The sequence below is a fragment of the Janibacter limosus genome (assembly GCF_004295485.1).
Lineage (GTDB): Bacteria > Actinomycetota > Actinomycetes > Actinomycetales > Dermatophilaceae > Janibacter > Janibacter limosus_A.
In genome coordinates, this window is sequence record NZ_CP036164.1 from 2476303 (window position 1) to 2492088 (window position 15786).

The 15786-nt window shown below is 71.9% G+C and carries 16 protein-coding genes; 8 read left to right on the plus strand and 8 right to left on the minus strand.

What is annotated here, in order from left to right:
* Window positions 1–11 precede the first annotated feature (11 nt).
* Window positions 12–305, minus strand: a complete 294-nt coding sequence (locus EXU32_RS11750; protein ID WP_130630079.1) for a hypothetical protein — start codon at window positions 303–305, stop codon at window positions 12–14.
* Entirely contained in the window at window positions 302–877 is a 576-nt protein-coding gene (locus EXU32_RS11755; RefSeq protein ID WP_130630080.1) for an NUDIX domain-containing protein, read from the minus strand. Before EXU32_RS11755 ends, EXU32_RS11750 begins: the two co-directional genes overlap by 4 nt.
* A gap of 83 nt (window positions 878–960) precedes the next feature.
* Between EXU32_RS11755 and EXU32_RS17505 the strand changes: the two genes are divergently transcribed.
* The 4 genes from EXU32_RS17505 (at window position 961) to EXU32_RS11775 (ending at window position 5208) form a co-directional block, all read left to right on the plus strand.
* On the plus strand, window positions 961–2982 hold the full coding sequence (locus tag EXU32_RS17505) for an HNH endonuclease signature motif containing protein (protein ID WP_165399659.1): 2022 nt from the start codon (window positions 961–963) through the stop codon (window positions 2980–2982).
* Window positions 2879–4033, plus strand: a complete 1155-nt coding sequence (locus tag EXU32_RS11765) for a DNA recombination protein RmuC (protein ID WP_242612981.1) — start codon at window positions 2879–2881, stop codon at window positions 4031–4033. Before EXU32_RS17505 ends, EXU32_RS11765 begins: the two co-directional genes overlap by 104 nt.
* Window positions 4030–4653, plus strand: coding sequence for a DUF664 domain-containing protein (locus tag EXU32_RS11770; protein ID WP_130630083.1), 624 nt, complete (start codon window positions 4030–4032; stop codon window positions 4651–4653). Before EXU32_RS11765 ends, EXU32_RS11770 begins: the two co-directional genes overlap by 4 nt.
* Before the next feature lie 84 nt (window positions 4654–4737).
* Complete coding sequence (locus EXU32_RS11775) at window positions 4738–5208, plus strand: MaoC/PaaZ C-terminal domain-containing protein (RefSeq protein WP_130630084.1); 471 nt, start codon at window positions 4738–4740, stop codon at window positions 5206–5208.
* Between the two features lie 79 nt (window positions 5209–5287).
* Here EXU32_RS11775 and hutI read toward each other — a convergent pair whose 3' ends face one another.
* The 4 genes from hutI to hutH form a co-directional block, all read right to left on the minus strand.
* The gene (gene hutI / locus EXU32_RS11780; RefSeq protein WP_130630085.1) at window positions 5288–6448 is read right to left on the minus strand and encodes an imidazolonepropionase; all 1161 of its coding nucleotides are present in this window, start codon (window positions 6446–6448) and stop codon (window positions 5288–5290) included.
* 4 nt (window positions 6449–6452) lie between these two features.
* On the minus strand, window positions 6453–7376 hold the full coding sequence (hutG, locus tag EXU32_RS11785) for a formimidoylglutamase (RefSeq protein ID WP_130630086.1): 924 nt from the start codon (window positions 7374–7376) through the stop codon (window positions 6453–6455).
* A gap of 2 nt (window positions 7377–7378) precedes the next feature.
* On the minus strand, window positions 7379–9070 hold the full coding sequence (locus tag EXU32_RS11790) for a urocanate hydratase (protein WP_130631175.1): 1692 nt from the start codon (window positions 9068–9070) through the stop codon (window positions 7379–7381).
* Between the two features lie 84 nt (window positions 9071–9154).
* On the minus strand, window positions 9155–10723 hold the full coding sequence (gene hutH, locus EXU32_RS11795) for a histidine ammonia-lyase (protein WP_130630087.1): 1569 nt from the start codon (window positions 10721–10723) through the stop codon (window positions 9155–9157).
* An 80-nt stretch (window positions 10724–10803) separates the two neighbouring features.
* Between hutH and EXU32_RS11800 the strand changes: the two genes are divergently transcribed.
* Complete coding sequence (locus EXU32_RS11800; RefSeq protein ID WP_130630088.1) at window positions 10804–11544, plus strand: IclR family transcriptional regulator; 741 nt, start codon at window positions 10804–10806, stop codon at window positions 11542–11544.
* 39 nt (window positions 11545–11583) lie between these two features.
* Here the strand turns inward: EXU32_RS11800 and EXU32_RS11805 are convergent, their stop codons facing one another.
* On the minus strand, window positions 11584–12636 hold the full coding sequence (locus tag EXU32_RS11805) for a 4-hydroxy-3-methylbut-2-enyl diphosphate reductase (RefSeq protein WP_130630089.1): 1053 nt from the start codon (window positions 12634–12636) through the stop codon (window positions 11584–11586).
* A 130-nt stretch (window positions 12637–12766) separates the two neighbouring features.
* Here EXU32_RS11805 and xseA point away from each other — a divergent pair, with 130 nt between their 5' ends.
* The 3 genes from xseA to EXU32_RS11820 all read left to right on the plus strand — a co-directional run bounded on the left by xseA (window position 12767) and on the right by EXU32_RS11820 (window position 15054).
* Window positions 12767–13999, plus strand: coding sequence for an exodeoxyribonuclease VII large subunit (gene xseA, locus EXU32_RS11810; RefSeq protein ID WP_130630090.1), 1233 nt, complete (start codon window positions 12767–12769; stop codon window positions 13997–13999).
* Window positions 14000–14381: 382 nt separating this feature from the next.
* A complete protein-coding gene (locus EXU32_RS11815; RefSeq protein WP_242612772.1) occupies window positions 14382–14642 on the plus strand; it encodes an exodeoxyribonuclease VII small subunit in 261 nt (86 codons plus the stop codon).
* A gap of 4 nt (window positions 14643–14646) precedes the next feature.
* Complete coding sequence (locus tag EXU32_RS11820) at window positions 14647–15054, plus strand: NUDIX domain-containing protein (RefSeq protein ID WP_130630091.1); 408 nt, start codon at window positions 14647–14649, stop codon at window positions 15052–15054.
* 26 nt (window positions 15055–15080) lie between these two features.
* On the opposite strand, the gene EXU32_RS11825 is transcribed toward EXU32_RS11820, so the two are convergent.
* The gene (locus EXU32_RS11825; protein ID WP_165399660.1) at window positions 15081–15758 is read right to left on the minus strand and encodes a DUF4245 domain-containing protein; all 678 of its coding nucleotides are present in this window, start codon (window positions 15756–15758) and stop codon (window positions 15081–15083) included.
* Window positions 15759–15786: the final 28 nt, after the last annotated feature.

Genomic DNA, 15786 nt, shown 5'->3' on the forward strand with positions numbered 1-15786 from the left:
GGGACAAGAGTCTAACCGGGCGAAGGGGGATCCCCGCCCCGGTCCCCGGCGGCCACCCAGCGACGGAGCAGGTGGCGCAACGACCACCAGATCGCGACGAAGAGCACGAGCAGCCCGAGGAGGCGCCACCACGATCCACCGGAGGTGGCGAGCACGGGGACGTAGAGCAGGGTGCACAGCACCGGGACCGCGGCGAAGACCAGCGCGAAGTCCTTGATCGTCTCGCGACCCCACATCGACCAGAGCATGACCCGGCTGGTCGGCCGACGGCGCGGCAGCCGCAGGTCGTCGAGGGGGTCGCTCACGGCCCCTCAGCGGCAGTCGGGCCCTGTGGGTCCGCGGAGTTCTCGAGGTACACCGTGCCCTCGACGCGGGCGAGGACCTCGGCGACCATGCGGGCGGTGTAGGGCGCGACCCGCTCGGCGACCGTCGCTGCGTCGGCCCAGTGGACCGCCTTGATCTCGCGGGCCTCGAGCGAAGCCCTCTCGAGGAAGTCCTCCGGGACGTGGCCGAGGTCGAAGAGGCAGAGCAGCGCGTCGTCCCACCCGCGGTAGGGCGGCAGCCAGTTGACCGCGAGCAGGCTGCGGACAGCGACGTCGAGGCCGAGCTCCTCCTTGACCTCACGCACGACGCAGTGGGCAGGCGACTCCCCCGGGTCGACGATGCCGCCGGGCAGGTCCCAGTCCTTCTTGTACGTCAGCTCGCACAGGGCGATGCGGTCGCCGTCGGTGCGCAGGATCCCCTGGGCGATGAGGCGCTTGCGGGGCATCCGGGCGTTGAGGATCTTGTTGAAGGCGAGGCGCCCCGCCTCGGTCGCGAGGTTGGGCCGAGTCGTGGAGGCCTTGACCTGGTCCTCGGTGGGCTCGTCGCTCGTCATGGCCTCGAGGCTATCCGTCAGCGCTGTCAGTGGTCGACGAGAGGATGAGTCATGGGTCGTCAATGAGGACGAAGGGGGATGACATGGACGTCATCGAATCGGAGCGGGACACCGCGAGGGACACGGATCGGTGGACGGAGCCGTGCACGGACAGGTTCGCCGGGTGCCCAGCGCCCGACGACGAGGTCGAAGGGGTGCTGGGCCACGTACTCCGCCTCGTGCAGCATGCGCGTGACACGACGATGGCCTCCGCCGCGTCCCGTGATGATGCGCAGCTCGAGGGCGGCTTGCGGGCCACGGAGACGGCCCGTCGCGCCGTCGACGCGTTGGAGCTGGCCCTCGTTGCCGAGGTCAACCGACGGGGCGAGGAGCGCGGCGCCGACGGTCTCTATCGCGATCGTCGACTGGCCGAGGGGCAGGTGGCCGACATGGCACCCGATGCGGTGGCGCTGGCGATCGGCGTGGGACCGACGGAGGCCGCTCGGCGATGCGATCTGGCCGCCCGCGCCTCCACCGACCTGGCCGATCTGACCGCCCTCCTCGCGAGCGGTCGCGTGAGCCGCCGAGCCTTGGAGCAGGTGCGCAAGCACACGCGGGACACGGACCCGGAGACGACGCAGGCCATGGTCGAGCACCTGCTCGGCGAGCGACGTGGGCAGCCCGGCTCCATCCGCATCACCGGGATGGAGCCTCATGAGGTCGCCAAGACCTGTCGTCGGTTGATCAACCGCCTCGAGCCCGAGCTCATGCAGGCGCGCGCGGATGCCAATCGCGCCACCCGACTCGACGTCCGCTCGGAGCCGGGGCCGGTCGGCACCAGTTATCTGACGGCGACCCTGCCGAGCGAGATGGCTGCGGCTCTCAAGGCGGCCGTCGACGCGGCTGCCAAGCCCCACCTCGAGGCGGACCCGTCGATGCCGGTCGGCACCGCTCGGGCGCTCGGTCTGGCCGACCTCGCACTCTGCGGCGTCGAGGTGTCGGCAGAGGTCCGGCTGGGCATCCCGGTGATCGCCTCGGCGGCGTCGCGACTGACCTTCGCTCCCGTGCGGCCGAGCTGCCCCGGCTTCAGAGGGACGTCCACCGGACCGCGCGACATGACCGATGCCGAGGTCCGCGAGCTGCTCGCCGACGACGTCGAGTACGAGCGGGCGACGACGGAGACCGTCCGGATCGTCGCCGGAACGGGCCCGGACGAGGTGGACGTGCTGTCGGAGGAGTGGCTCCCTGACGTCACCACGCAGGTCCGCGCGGGCGAAGGGGGCGACGCCCCGTGGGTCTCGGGGACGACCATCCCAGGGGTCGGTTTCGTCCCGCCGGACGTGGTGGCGGCGATCATCGGCCGCCTCGACACCAAGGTGGGCCGGGCCCTGCTCGATGCCCGCACCGGCACGCTCCTCGAGACGTCGACCTCCAGCTACGCGATCCCCAAGGCGCAGCGTGAGTTCGTCGCCGCCCGTGACGGGAAGTGCCGGATGCGGGGCTGCGATCGGCCTGCGCTCTCGACCCGCCTGGGGTGGCAGGCCGACGTGGACCATGCGATCCCGTGGCCGGATGGCGACACCAGCCCGTGCAACCTGTCGGACCTGTGCCGACACCACCACCTGGTCAAGCACTCCCGTCGGTGGACCCACCGGCTCGATGCCAACGGATCCACCGAATGGGTCACGCCAGGAGGCACCGTGGCCTTCACCTTCCCCGTCCACGCGGTCGACGACGATGGTGATCACCCTTCGTCCCCATCCACGGGGACCAACGAGCCGAGGACCTCCCTTCGTCCCCGGCCACGGGGACCAACGAGCCGGCAGACCTCCCATCGTCCCCGGCCACGGGGACCAACGAGCCGAGCGGCCCCCCTTCGTCCCCATCCACGGGGACCAACGAGCTCACGACTGATGAGCTGCCGCCCTTCTGACCCACGCTGTCGGTACTGGCTGGTTGTCTGGAGCCATGGACATCACGAGCCTGCTCATCGGACTCCTGGTCGGCGCCCTCTTCGCAGGGGTGGTCGCCTGGCTGGCGGGCCGCGCCGAGGTCGCCGGTCTGCGCGCCGAGCGCGACGGCCTGCGCGAGCGGCTCGAGGACCACGAGATCGCGACCGAGGATGACGACCGGACCGCCGCCGCGCTCGTGCCCCTCGGCGAGACCCTGCGCCGGGTCTCGGCCAAGGTCGAGCAGCTCGAGCGCGACCGGGTGAGCCAGTACGCCTCGGTGCGTGACGCGCTGGGCCGCGTGGAGGACTCGACGACCCGTGTGGGGCGCGAGGCATCATCACTGGCCTCGTCCCTGCGCATCTCCTCCGTGCGCGGGGCCTGGGGCGAGGTGCAGCTGCGCCGGGTGCTCGAGGTGTCCGGCATGCTCGCCCGCTGCGACTTCGACGAGCAGGCACGTGGCGAGGCCTCCACCGGACGCGACGTGCGTCCCGACGTCGTCGTCAACCTGCCCGGCGGCAAGCACCTCGTCATCGACGCCAAGGCACCGATGAGTCACTGGCTGCAGGCCCAGGCCGAGGAGATCGACCCGTCCGAGCACGACCGTCTGCTCGAGGCGCACGCTGCCTCCCTCCGCTCGCACGCGACGACCTTGGCGGGCAAGGCCTACTGGACCGCCTTCGACCCCTCCCCCGAGATGGTCGTGTGCTTCGTCCCGTCCGACGCGACGCTGGCGTCCGCCCTCTCCCGCGCGCCCGGGCTGCACGAGGAGGCGATGGCCGAGCGGGTCGTGATCGCCTCCCCCGGCACCTTGCTCGCCCTGCTGCGCACCGTGGCCTACGCCTGGCAGCAGGAGTCCGTGACCCGCGACGCCCAGGAGCTGCTCACCATCGGACGCGAGCTCTACGAGAGGTTGGGGACGCTCGGCGAGCACGCCACCCGGATGGGCCGCTCGCTGCAGCGCTCCGTCGAGGACTACAACCGCCTCGTCGGCTCGCTCGAGTCCCGTGTGCTCGTCAGCGCCCGACGGATGAGCGAGATCGGGATCAGCCCCGACGAGCTGGAGGAGGTGGCTCCCGTGACGACCGCTCCTCGGCCGCTCACCGCGCCCGAGCTCCTCGACACCATCGCCGCCGACCACGCCCGGCCCGAGCTCGATCTCGGGCTGACACGTCAACCTCATCAGGAGCAGGATGGCCAGCATCCCCGACGCGAGGAGGCGTCATGAGCCAGACATCCGACACCGAACGCGGCACCGAGCCCGGGACCGCTTCCCAGGGACCCGGAGCGGCTGCCGAGCGCCCGCCCTCATGGGAGCCGCCACTGGCCGGTACTGACGCCGAGCAGATCGTAGCGGCGCTCGACCGGCAGCGCGCCACCTTCCGGTGGAAGGCCGACGGCCTCGACGCCGCGGGCCTGGGGTCACGCTTCGGCGCCTCACGGCTGACGCTCGGCGGTCTGCTCATGCACCTCGCCCTCGTCGAGGACTACTACTCCAGCACCCGCCTGTCCGGCACGCCCCTCGACTCCCGCTGGGACGAGGTCGTCGCCGACGAGGACTCCGACTTCACCCCGAGGGAGTCGCCCGAGGAGCTCTACGCGCTCTACGACGAGGTGGTCGGTGCGGCCCGACGCCGCTACGCAGCCGCCCTCGCCGACGGTGGTCTCGACCAATCGGTGCACATGGGCATCCCCGAGGTGGGTCACGCCAACCTGCGCCGGCTGCTGCTCGACCTCCTCGAGGAGTACGGCCGGCACACCGGTCACGCCGACCTGCTGCGCGAGGCCGTCGACGGGCGCGTGGGCGAGGACCCCGACGAGGAGTGGGTCACCCCCTGGGACCGATGAGTCCCCCGTGCGTGGGCGCTCCGGCTCCCAACCCCCACAGGGCAGCCCCTCCGTGAGGCCGCGAGCGTGCGCCATGATCGACGCATGACGCAGGAGATGCCATCACCGGCCAGCTGGTACTTCGAGGACTTCGCCGTGGGTCAGGTCTTCCGCACCCAGGGCCGCACCATCACGGAGAGCGACATCGTGAGCTTCGCCGGGTGGAGCTGGGACACCAACCCGGTGCACACCGACGCAGTCAGCGCCGCCGGCGGGCGATTCGGCGAGCCGATCGCCCACGGTGTCCTGGGCCTCTCCGTCGCGATGGGTCTGCTCTCCCGCTTGGGCATCTTCGAGGCCTGCTCGATCGCCCTACTCGGCATCGACGGCTGGCGGTTCGAGGCTCCCGTGGTCGTCGGCGACACAGTCCGGTGCACCGTCACCATCACCGGGGCCCGGGCCACGAGCAAGGGCGACGCCGGCATCCTCGAGCGTGACCTCGTGCTCACCAACCAGGACGACGTGGTCGTCCAGCGCGGCAGCATCGGCCTGATGGTCGCGCGCCGCCAGGCCTGACCTCACCCCACGCGCCTCGCGCCTCAACCCTCCCGCTCGACCCGTCACACCTCGCGCCTCGCGTCTCATCCCCCGCCCCTCAGACCTCCAGCACCCGCGCGATCGGCACACCGGCCCGGTAGCTCAGGTGCAGGTGGTTGGGCGCCTCGAGCACCGTGAGGTCAGCGCGTGCACCGACCTCGATGCGGCCGATGTCGTCGCGGTGCAGGGCGCTGGCGCCACCACGGGTCGCGGCGACGACCGCCTCGCTCGGGGTCATCCCCATCTCGCGGACGGCGAGCGCGATGACGAAGGGCATCGAGCTGGAGTAGCAGGTCCCGGGGTTGCAGTCGCTGGCCAGCGCCACCGAGACACCGGCGTCGAGCAGGGCCCGCGCGTCCGGGTAGGGCGAGCGGGTGGAGAACTCCACGCCCGGCAGGAGTGTGGCGGTCGTCGTCCCGGCCGCCCCCACCAGTGCATCGACGTCCGCGGCCGACAGGTACGTGCAGTGGTCGACGCTCGCGGCCCCGAGCTCGCAGGCCAGCTGCACGCCGGGCCCGTGCCCGAGCTGGTTGCCGTGCACGCGCAGCCCGAGTCCCGCGGCCCGACCGGCGAGCAGCACCTCCCGCGACTCCTCACCGGTGAAGGCGTGGGGCGAGTGCGGCTCGCAGAAGACATCGATCCACCGCGCGTGCGGCGCGCAGGCCGTGAGCATCTCCCCCGTGACGAGCGAGACGTAGGCAGCACGGTCCTCGCGCATCTCGGCCGGCACGACGTGCGCGCCGAGGTAGGTGACCTCGTCGGTCACCTCGGCGGCCAGCCGCAGCGCGCGCTCCTCGTCGGCGACCGTGAGTCCGTAACCGGACTTCACCTCGACGGTGCTCGTGCCCTGGGCGCGCATCTCGGCGATGCGCGCGGCGAGGGCGGCGCGCAGCCAGTCATCATCGGCCGCACGGGTGGCCGCGACCGAGACACCGATCCCCCCACCGTCGTAGGCCTGCCCGGCCATCCGCGCGGCGAACTCCTCCGACCGGTCGCCAGCGAAGACGAGGTGTGCGTGGGAGTCGACGAACCCCGGTGTGACACAACGCCCCTCGAGGTCGATCACCGAGTCCGCGGCGGGTGCGGCCGAGGCCTCGCCGACCCAGGCGATCCGGTTGCCGACGACCACGAGCGCCATGTCGGACCGCAGGCCGGCTCCCCCTTCGCCCGTCCCGTCGCAGGTGACGAGCTCACCGATGTTGGTGACGAGAGTGCTCATGGGGTCAGGCCTTCCTGCGTGCAGCAGCGCGGGTGATGACGCGATGGATCAGACGAGCGGCAATCCTGGCCGTGCGTTGATCGGTGTCGAAGCGTGGGCTGAGCTCGGTGACGTCGAGGTGGATCAGCTTGCCGCTGTCGGCGACGGCATCGCACACCGCCTGGATGACGAAGGGCGGAACCCCCAGTGCCGCAGGCGCGCTCACGCCCGGAGCATTGGCAGCGGGCAACACATCGAGGTCGATCGACAGGTACAGCTCATCGACGCCCGCGAGGAACTGCTCGACAAAGGCGACCGGTCCCGCGACCTCCTGGCAGTCGTCGTCCAGCAGCCACGGCGCATCGAGCTCCGCCGCGGTGTCGAAGAGGACACCGGTGTTGCTCGCCCGGCTCACCCCGAGGACCGCGTAGTGCACGTCCAGACCCTGCGCCTGGCGGTCCCGGGCGATCTGCAGGAAGGGGGTCCCCGAGGTCGGCCGGTCCTCCTGCCGCAGGTCGAAGTGTGCGTCGAGGTTGAGCACGCCCAACCTCGGTCGCTGGCCGAGTCCGAGGTAGCTGCCGTAGGCGGTCTCGTGGCCGCCACCGAGCACCACCGTCAGAGGGGCCTCCTCGCGCGCGGCCTCGACGACGGCCCCGAGCCGGCGTTGACCGTCCTCGAGGTCGGTCCCCTCCACGGCGATGTCACCGTGGTCGACGACGGTGAGCTCGCCGTGCACCGCCAGCGAGGCGAGTGCCGAGCGAAGGGCGGTCGGCCCGTCGACCGCGCCGACCCGCCCCTTGTTGCGGTGCACCCCTTCGTCGCTGGCGAATCCGATGAGCGCCGCATCCGGACGCACCCCGGGTCCCGGAGCACTCACCGTGCGGAAGAACCGCCGGTGCTCCGGCCCGGGTCCGTCCTCACGACCGACCCACTCGAATGCGGCGCTCATGCTCACTCCTTGCCGTCGCGGATCTTCGGCTCCATCGGCACCCGCACGCCGCGCTCCTTGGCGACCTGCGCTGCCCGCAAGTACCCCGCGTCGACATGCCGCAGCACGCCCATGCCGGGGTCGTTGGTGAGCAGTCGCTCGAGCTTCTGCGCGGCCAGGTCGGTGCCGTCGGCCACGCCCACCTGCCCGGCGTGGATGGAGCGGCCGATGCCGACGCCACCACCGTGGTGGATCGACACCCAGGTCGCGCCGGAGCTGGCAGCGGTGAGCGCGTTGAGCAGCGGCCAGTCGGCGATCGCGTCCGAGCCGTCGAGCATGGCCTCGGTCTCGCGGTAGGGCGAGGCCACGGAGCCGGAGTCGAGGTGGTCGCGGCCGATGACGATCGGCGCCTTGACCTTGCCGTCACGGACCAGCTCGTTGAAGAGCAGCCCGGCCTTCTGCCGCTCGCCGTAGCCGAGCCAGCAGATGCGCGCGGGCAGTCCCTCGAAGTCGACGAGCTCGCCCGCGGCGTCGAGCCAGCGGTGCAGGTGCTCGTTGTCGGGGAAGAGCTCCTTGAGCGCCGCATCGGTGACGGCGATGTCCTCCGGGTCACCCGACAGGGCCACCCAGCGGAAGGGACCCAGACCCTCGCAGAAGAGCGGGCGGATGTACGCCGGGACGAAGCCGGGGAACTCGAAGGCCCTTGTGTAGCCGGCCTGCCGGGCCTCGTCACGGATGCTGTTGCCGTAGTCGAAGACCTCGGCGCCCTCGTCCTGGAACTCGACCATCGCCTGGACCTGCGCGGCCATCGACTCCCGCGCCTTCTTGGTGAAGCCCTCCTCGTCGGCCTCGGCCTCACGGGTCCAGTCCTCGAGCGCGACCTCTGCCGGGAGGTAGCTCAGCGGGTCGTGCGCACTCGTCTGGTCGGTGACGATGTCGACCGCGATCTCGCCGGCGCGGTGACGGCGCAGGATCTCGGGGAAGACCTCGGCGGCGTTGCCGACGAGACCGACGGACAGGGCGCGGCTCTCTCCCTTCGCCGCCATGACCTTGGCCAGGGCGACGTCGAGATCGGTCTCGACCTCGTCGAGGTAGCGCTTGGACCGCCGGCGCTCCAGCCGGGTGATGTCGACGTCGACGATCAGGCAGGCGCCACCGTTGAGCGTGACGGCGAGCGGCTGGGCGCCACCCATGCCGCCACAACCACCGGTGAGCGTGAAGGTCCCGGCGAGCGTTCCCTCAAAGCGCTTGCGCGCCACCGCGGCAAAGGTCTCGTAGGTGCCCTGGAGGATCCCCTGCGTCGCGATGTAGATCCACGACCCAGCGGTCATCTGGCCGTACATCATCAGACCCTCGGCCTCGAGCTTGCGGAACTCCGGCCACGTCGCCCAGTCGCCGACCAGGTTGGAGTTGGCCAGGAGCACGCGCGGCGCCCACGGGTTGGTGCGCAGCACACCGACCGGCTTGCCCGACTGGACGAGCAGGGTCTCGTCGTCCTCGAGGTCCGTGAGGGTCGCGACGATGGCGTCGTAGGCCGCCCACGACCGCGCGGCGCGACCGGTCCCGCCGTAGACGACGAGGTCGTCGGGCCGCTCGGCGACCTCGGGGTCGAGGTTGTTCATCAGCATGCGCAGCGGCGCCTCGGTCTGCCAGCTGCGGGCGGTGAGCTCGGTGCCTCGGGGGGCACGCACGGGACGGGCTCCGTCCATGGTGATCACACTCTCTTTCTTTTCACGATCCCTGAGGAGCTTGCGCTGCAAGCGTCTCGAAGGGCGTCTCGACGGGGGCGATGTCCTGGACTAGTTCAGCGGGCCGGTGACGGACTCGGCCGCGGCGCGGACCGACCCGTCGACGACGGCAAGGTGGGCGGCGGCGAGGTCGGGCGAGGTGAATCGGTCCGGTCCCGGACCGCCGACCCCGTGCTCGGCGAGCGTCGCGATGACGGCGGCGGTGGCCGGCGCAGGACGAAGGGGGGCCCGCAGCGCGATCCCCCGCGCGGCGGTGTAGAGCTCGATGCCGATGACCCGCGAGAGGGCGTCGACGCTGCGGCGCAGCTTGCGCGCCCCGCCCCAGCCCATCGACACGTGGTCCTCCTGCATGGCGCTGCTCGGGATCGAGTCGACGCTGGCGGGGGCGGCCAGTCGCTTCATCTCAGAGACCATCCCGGCGGCGGTGTACTGGGCGATCATCAGACCCGAGTCGGTGCCGGGGTCCTCCGCGAGGAAGGGAGGAAGTCCGTTGCTGCGCTTGGCGTCGAGGAATCGGTCGGTGCGCCGCTCGCTCATGCTCGCGACGTCCGCGGCGACGATCGCGAGGAAGTCCAGGACATAGGCGATCGGTGCGCCGTGGAAGTTGCCGTTGGACTCGACCCGCCCGTCGAGGGTGACGACGGGGTTGTCGATGGCCGCGGCCAGCTCGTACCCGGCGATGGTCGCGGCGTGCTCGACGGTGTCGCGGGCGCCGCCGTGGACCTGCGGCGCGCAGCGCAGCGAGTAGGCGTCCTGGACCCGGGTGCAGGCTGCGGGGTCGCGGTGGCTGTCGCGGATCGCGCTGTCGGACAAGACTGCTCGCATGTTGGCTGCCGACAGCGCTTGTCCGGGCTGCGGGCGCAGCGCCTGCAGGTCCGCGGCGAAGACGTCGTCGGTCCCGAGCAGGCCCTCGACGCTCATCGCGGTGGCGATGTCGGCGGCCGCCAGCAGGTGGCGCAGGTCGTGGACGGCCAGGCAGAGCATGCCGAGCATGCCGTCGGTGCCGTTGATGAGGGCCAGCCCCTCCTTCTCGTGCAGCTCGACGGGGGCCAGCCCCGCGTCGGCGAGCGCAGCTGCGGCATCGGTCTCGTCGCCACCACCGACGCGGACCCTCCCTTCGCCCATGAGGGTCAGCGCGCAGTGGCTGAGCGGTGACAGGTCGCCTGAGCACCCGAGGGACCCGTACTCGTGCACGACGGGGCTGATCCCGTGCTGCAGCAGGGCGAGGTAGAGGCGCAGGGTCTCCTCGCGGATGCCGGTGCGGCCCGTGGCGAGGGTCTGCACGCGCAGCAGCATGAGCGCGCGGACGACCTCCTCCTCCACCTCGGGGCCGGCCCCGGCCGCGTGGCTGCGCACGAGCGAGCGCTGCAGGCGGGCGCGCTTGTCGAGCGGGATGTGGGTCGTGGCCAGGGCGCCGAAGCCGGTCGAGACCCCGTAGTGCGCCACGGAGTCCTCGGCCAGTCCCTCGATGATGCTGCGGGCGGCGCGCACGCGCTCCCAGGCGGCATCGCTGATGGCGACGGGCGCGTGGTGGCGGGCGACGGCGACCACCTCGTCGATGGTGAGGGGACGGTCGCCGAGGACGACGGTGGTCGTGTCGGTCGTGGTGGCGGTGCTCATGACTCCATGCAACCCCCCTTCGCCCCGCTGCGGGAGCACCTGACCGACGGTAGTGTCTCGGATACCAGACAAGGAGCCTCATGGCCAATGCCACCGCTGCCGGCCACGCCCTGCGTGCGCTGACCCACCTCGCCAGCCGCGCCGAGCCGATCCCCGCGGCCCATCTCGCGCGAGCCCTCGGGCTGCCGCGCAGCAGCACCTACCACCTGCTCGCCGTGCTGGTGGAGCACGGCTATGCCGTCCACTACGAGGACGAGCGCACCTACGGCATCGGGGCCGCGGTGCACGAGCTCGGCGCCGGCTACCAGCGCCAGGACCCGCTGCAGCGGCTCGCCCGCCCACTCGTCGAGCGGCTCGTCGACAGCACGACGCACAACGCCCACCTGGCCGTGCTGTCCGGACGTGACGTCCTCTACGTCATCGAGGAGCGTGCAGCGGGTCGCCCTTCGCTCGTCACCGACGTGGGGGTGCGGCTGCCCGCCACCGTGACCGCCAGCGGCCTGGCGATGCTCGCGGCCCTGCCGCGCCGGCAGGTCACCGCGCTCTACCCGTCGGCGGCGGTCATGGTGAGCGACGGCCCCGCCACCCCGTCGGCCCTGCGGCGCCAGCTGGTGGACGTGCGGGCCCGCGGCTACGCCGTGGAGGAAGGGAGCGTCTCCCCCGAGCTGTCGTCCGTCGCGTCCGCGGTGCTCGACCGGGACGGGCACCCCGTGGCGGCGGTGGCGATCACCTTCCGACACGACGAGGTCGACGAAGGGAGCCTGGCTCGCCTCGCGCAGGCGGCACGGCGTACCGCCGAGCTGGTGACTGGGCGGTTGTGACGGACCCTGAGGAGGTCGTCCAGCGACCGTCTGGATGGGCTAGTGCAGCTGGCCCGCGTCCTCGAGGGAGCCCGCGTCGTGCTTCATCTTGTCGTCCATGCCGGCCGCCTTGAGGTCCTTGCGCAGCTCCTTGGGAAGGGAGAAGAGCAGGCTCTCCTCGGCCGCGGTGATCGGCCGGACGTCGCCGTAGCCCCGCTCGGCGAGGAAGTCGAGGACCCCCCGCACGAGGATCTCGGGCACGGACGCACCGGAGGTCACCCCGACGGTCTGCACCCCCTCGAGCCAGGCCTCGTCGATCTCGTCGGCGTAGTCGACGAGGTGACCGTCGCGGGCGCCGTGCTCGACGGCGACCTCGACGAGGCGCACCGAGTTGGAGGAGTTGCGCGAGCCGACGACGAGCATCAGGTCGCAGTCCTTGGCCATCTCCTTGACGGCCAGCTGGCGGTTCTGCGTGGCATAGCAGATGTCGTCGCTCGGGGGGTTCTGCAGCTTGGGGAACTTCTCCCGCAGGCGGCGCACCGTCTCCATCGTCTCGTCGACGGACAGCGTGGTCTGCGAGAGCCACACGACCTTGTCGGGGTCACGGACCTCGACATTGGCGACGTCGTCGGGGCCCTCGACGAGGGTGATGTGCTCCGGCGCCTCGCCGGAGGTGCCGACGACCTCCTCGTGACCCTCGTGGCCGATGAGCAGGATGTCGAAGTCGTCGTCGGCGAAGCGCACCGCCTCACGGTGCACCTTGGTGACCAGCGGGCAGGTCGCGTCGATCGTCTTGAGGCTGAGGGCCTTGGCCTCCTCGTGGACGACGGGGGCGACGCCGTGCGCCGAGAAGACGACGGTCGCGCCCTCGGGCACCTCGTCGGTCTCCTCGACGAAGATGGCGCCCATCCCCTCGAGGGTGGTCACGACGTGCTTGTTGTGGACGATCTCCTTGCGGACGTACACCGGAGGGCCGTAGAGCTCGAGGGCCTTCTCGACGGTGACGACGGCTCGGTCCACCCCTGCGCAGTAGCCGCGGGGGGCCGCGAGCAGGACGCGCTTGGCGCCCTGCTGGGCGTCGGAGTCGGCGGACGGGGTCGTTGTGGTGCTCATGCCCCAATCGTAGGCGAGCGGCCTGTACGGGCCCTGACCCCCGTGCTGCACGCGGCCGATGCCGTGTCGATGGCACCCAGCGAGGTCAAAGGGCACCCAGCGAGTCGGGGGTGCCTCGTACGCTGGCCCCATGACCTCGCCCCTGCCCGACAAGGCCGCGGACACCACCGCCGAGCAGCCGTGGCCGGTGCGGCTGCTCAGCATGAAGATCGCCGACTACGTCGACAAGATGTCGGTCACCTGGGTCGAGGGGCAGGTCGTCCAGCTCACCCGCCGTCCGGGGGCCCGCACCGCGTGGCTGACGCTGCGTGACCCCGACGTCGACATGTCGCTGTCGTGCATGGTCCGGGTCAACGCCCTCGAGGCGATGGCCGCACCCCTCGGCGAGGGTGCCCGGGTCGTCGTGCAGGCCAAGCCGAGCTACTGGACCCAGCGCGGGTCGCTGTCGATGGACGTGCGCCAGATCCGCCCCGTCGGCGTCGGCGAGCTGCTGGCCCGCATCGAGTACCTCAAGCAGAACCTGCGCTCCGAGGGCCTCTTCGACGCCTCGCGCAAGCGACCCCTCCCCTTCCTCCCCCGCCGGGTCGGGCTCGTCTGCGGTCGGGCCAGCGCCGCCGAGCGGGACGTCGTGGAGAATGCGCACCGCCGCTGGCCGGGCCTGCCCTTCGCCATCAAGCAGGTCGCCGTGCAGGGACCGACGGCCGTCACCGACGTGACCGCCGCCATCCGCGAGCTCGACGCGATGGACGACGTCGACGTCATCATCGTCACCCGGGGCGGTGGGTCCGTGGAGGACCTGCTGCCCTTCAGCAACGAGACGATGGTGCGTGCCGTGGCCGAGGCCCGCACACCCGTGGTCAGCGCCATCGGTCACGACGTCGACACCCCGATCCTCGACCTGGTCGCCGACGTGCGCGCCTCCACCCCCACCGACGCCGCCAAGCTCGTCTGCCCCGATGCTGCTGCGGAGCGCGCGGGGGTCGTCGACTCGCGTGCCCGGGCACGCGCCGCGCTGGCGGGCCTCGTCGAGCGCGAGCGCCGCGGGCTGGTCCACCTGACGAGCCGGCCGGTGCTGGCCGACCGCACCGCCTTCGTCCGTGCCCAGCGCGAGGTCGTCGAGTCGCTGCGGCGCCGGGCCCACGGACGGGTCGAGGCGCGGCTGCACCGCGAGCGCGACCGGATCGGCCACCTCCGCGCCCAGGCGCGGGTCCTCTCCCCCGCCTCGACGCTCGAGCGGGGCTACGCGATCGTCCAGCGTCCCGAGGGCGAGGTCATCGCCTCCCGGGAGGGGCTGGCCATCGAGGACCTGCTGCGGGTGACCGTGGCCGACGGCGACTTCGCGGTCCGGGTCACGGACTCCTGAGGGATCCGGGGCCAGCGCCGCCCTCATCGAGTACGGCGCTGCCTCCGACGAGCCGTGCATCGCCCACGACCGGCGCTGCCGGTGCCTGCGCCGAGCGCGGACCAGGTGGCACCGTGCCAACCCGGCGTACTGCCTACTCGTGCCCGACGCTCCCTGAGGAGCTTGCGAAGCAAGCGCCTCGAAGGGGCGCCCCCGGGAGCTGCGGGAATCTACCTGCGGGTACGACGTGCACTTCCCGGCTTCCGCGCACGACAACCCCGGATTACCGGGCCTCATCCAGAGTCGTGGCAGACAGGTGCACGTCGTACCCGCAGGTAGGTCGGCGCTGCGGGCGCCTGCGCCGAGCCCGGCCCCGGAGCGAGACGCCCCTAGAGTGGGCGCCATGGCAGATGAGCAGGAGCAGACCGACGTCGCCGACCTCGGCTACGAGGAGGCCCGGCAGGAGCTCATCGAGCTCGTCGCCCGCCTCGAAGGGGGTCAGGCCGGCCTCGAGGAGTCGATGCAGCTGTGGCAGCGGGGCGAGGCCCTCGCCGCGCACTGCGAGTCCTGGCTGGACAAGGCCGAGGCGAGCCTGTCGCCCGACGGTGGGCCGGGCGACGTCGCGGCCGGCTCCGAGGCCGGGTCCGCCTCTGCCGACGGGTGAGCGAGTGACCGGCGCCGCGCACGACGGCGCCGCGCACCGGGTCGCCGCGGGGCTCCTCGTCGCGGGCGGCCGGGTCCTGCTCGGCCACCGCCATCCCGAGCGGGAGCACTACCCCGACTGCTGGGACGCCGTGGGCGGCCACATCGAGACCGGCGAGTCGCCCGAGCAGGCGCTCGTACGGGAGTGCCACGAGGAGATCGGCGTCGCGGTGACCGACGCCAGGCTCGCGCTGACGACACGCATCGACGATCTCGAGCTGCACGCCTTCGTCGTCGAGGCGTGGTCGGGCACGCCGACCAACCTCGCGCCCGAGGAGCACGACGACCTGCGGTGGTTCACCCTCGACGAGCTGGCCGCCCTGCGTCTGGCGCACCCCGCCCTGCGCGATCTCGCCGCCGCCGCCCTCGCCTGACCTGACCGTTGGTCGAGTGCTCGGGCTCAGCCGGGGTTGGAGCTGGGACTGGCCTTGGTGATCTTGGCCGGGGTCAACCGGTCGGCAAACTGCTTGAGCTGGGCCCACGAGCCGGTCCCGGTGACGAGCGTCGTCAGCTTCGTGGAGTCCTTGGGGACGTCGACCAGGCTCCGCTGGACCTTGCCCTCGCGGTCACGCTTGGCCCAGACCCGGCCGTCCTCGGTGGTGAGGGTGCCGACGCGGGCGCCGTTGTTGGTCTGGGTGTCGACCCAGCCCTGGCCCGGGTCGAGCGCCTGCTGCACCGAGACGTACTGACCGTCGGGGGTGGTGTACCCGGCGTTCCACACCATGACATCGCCCTTGGAGCGCACGTAGCGCACGTTGGTGGCGGCCCAGCCGTCGGGGAGCCCCGTGGGGTAGGCGAAGGGCTGACCGGCCTGCTGGGCGCGGAACTGCGCCGTCCCGGGGACGTCGAGCGACTGCGGCGTCGTGCTGTTGGGCCGACCGGCGATGAAGAAGAGTCCGAGCGCGATCGCGACGATCACGGCCATGGAGCGGGCCATGTTGGCCGCGCTGCCCTTGGCGTAGTGGCTGGCGCCACGCGCGGGCACACCCTGCTGCGCCGCCAGCTCGGCGGGCGTCGGCTCGCGGAGGGGAGCGGTGCGAGATGCGGTCTCGGCCTGGTCGCCGGGGGTGGAACTCATGGGTGACATGGTCGCACGCGCAAATGGG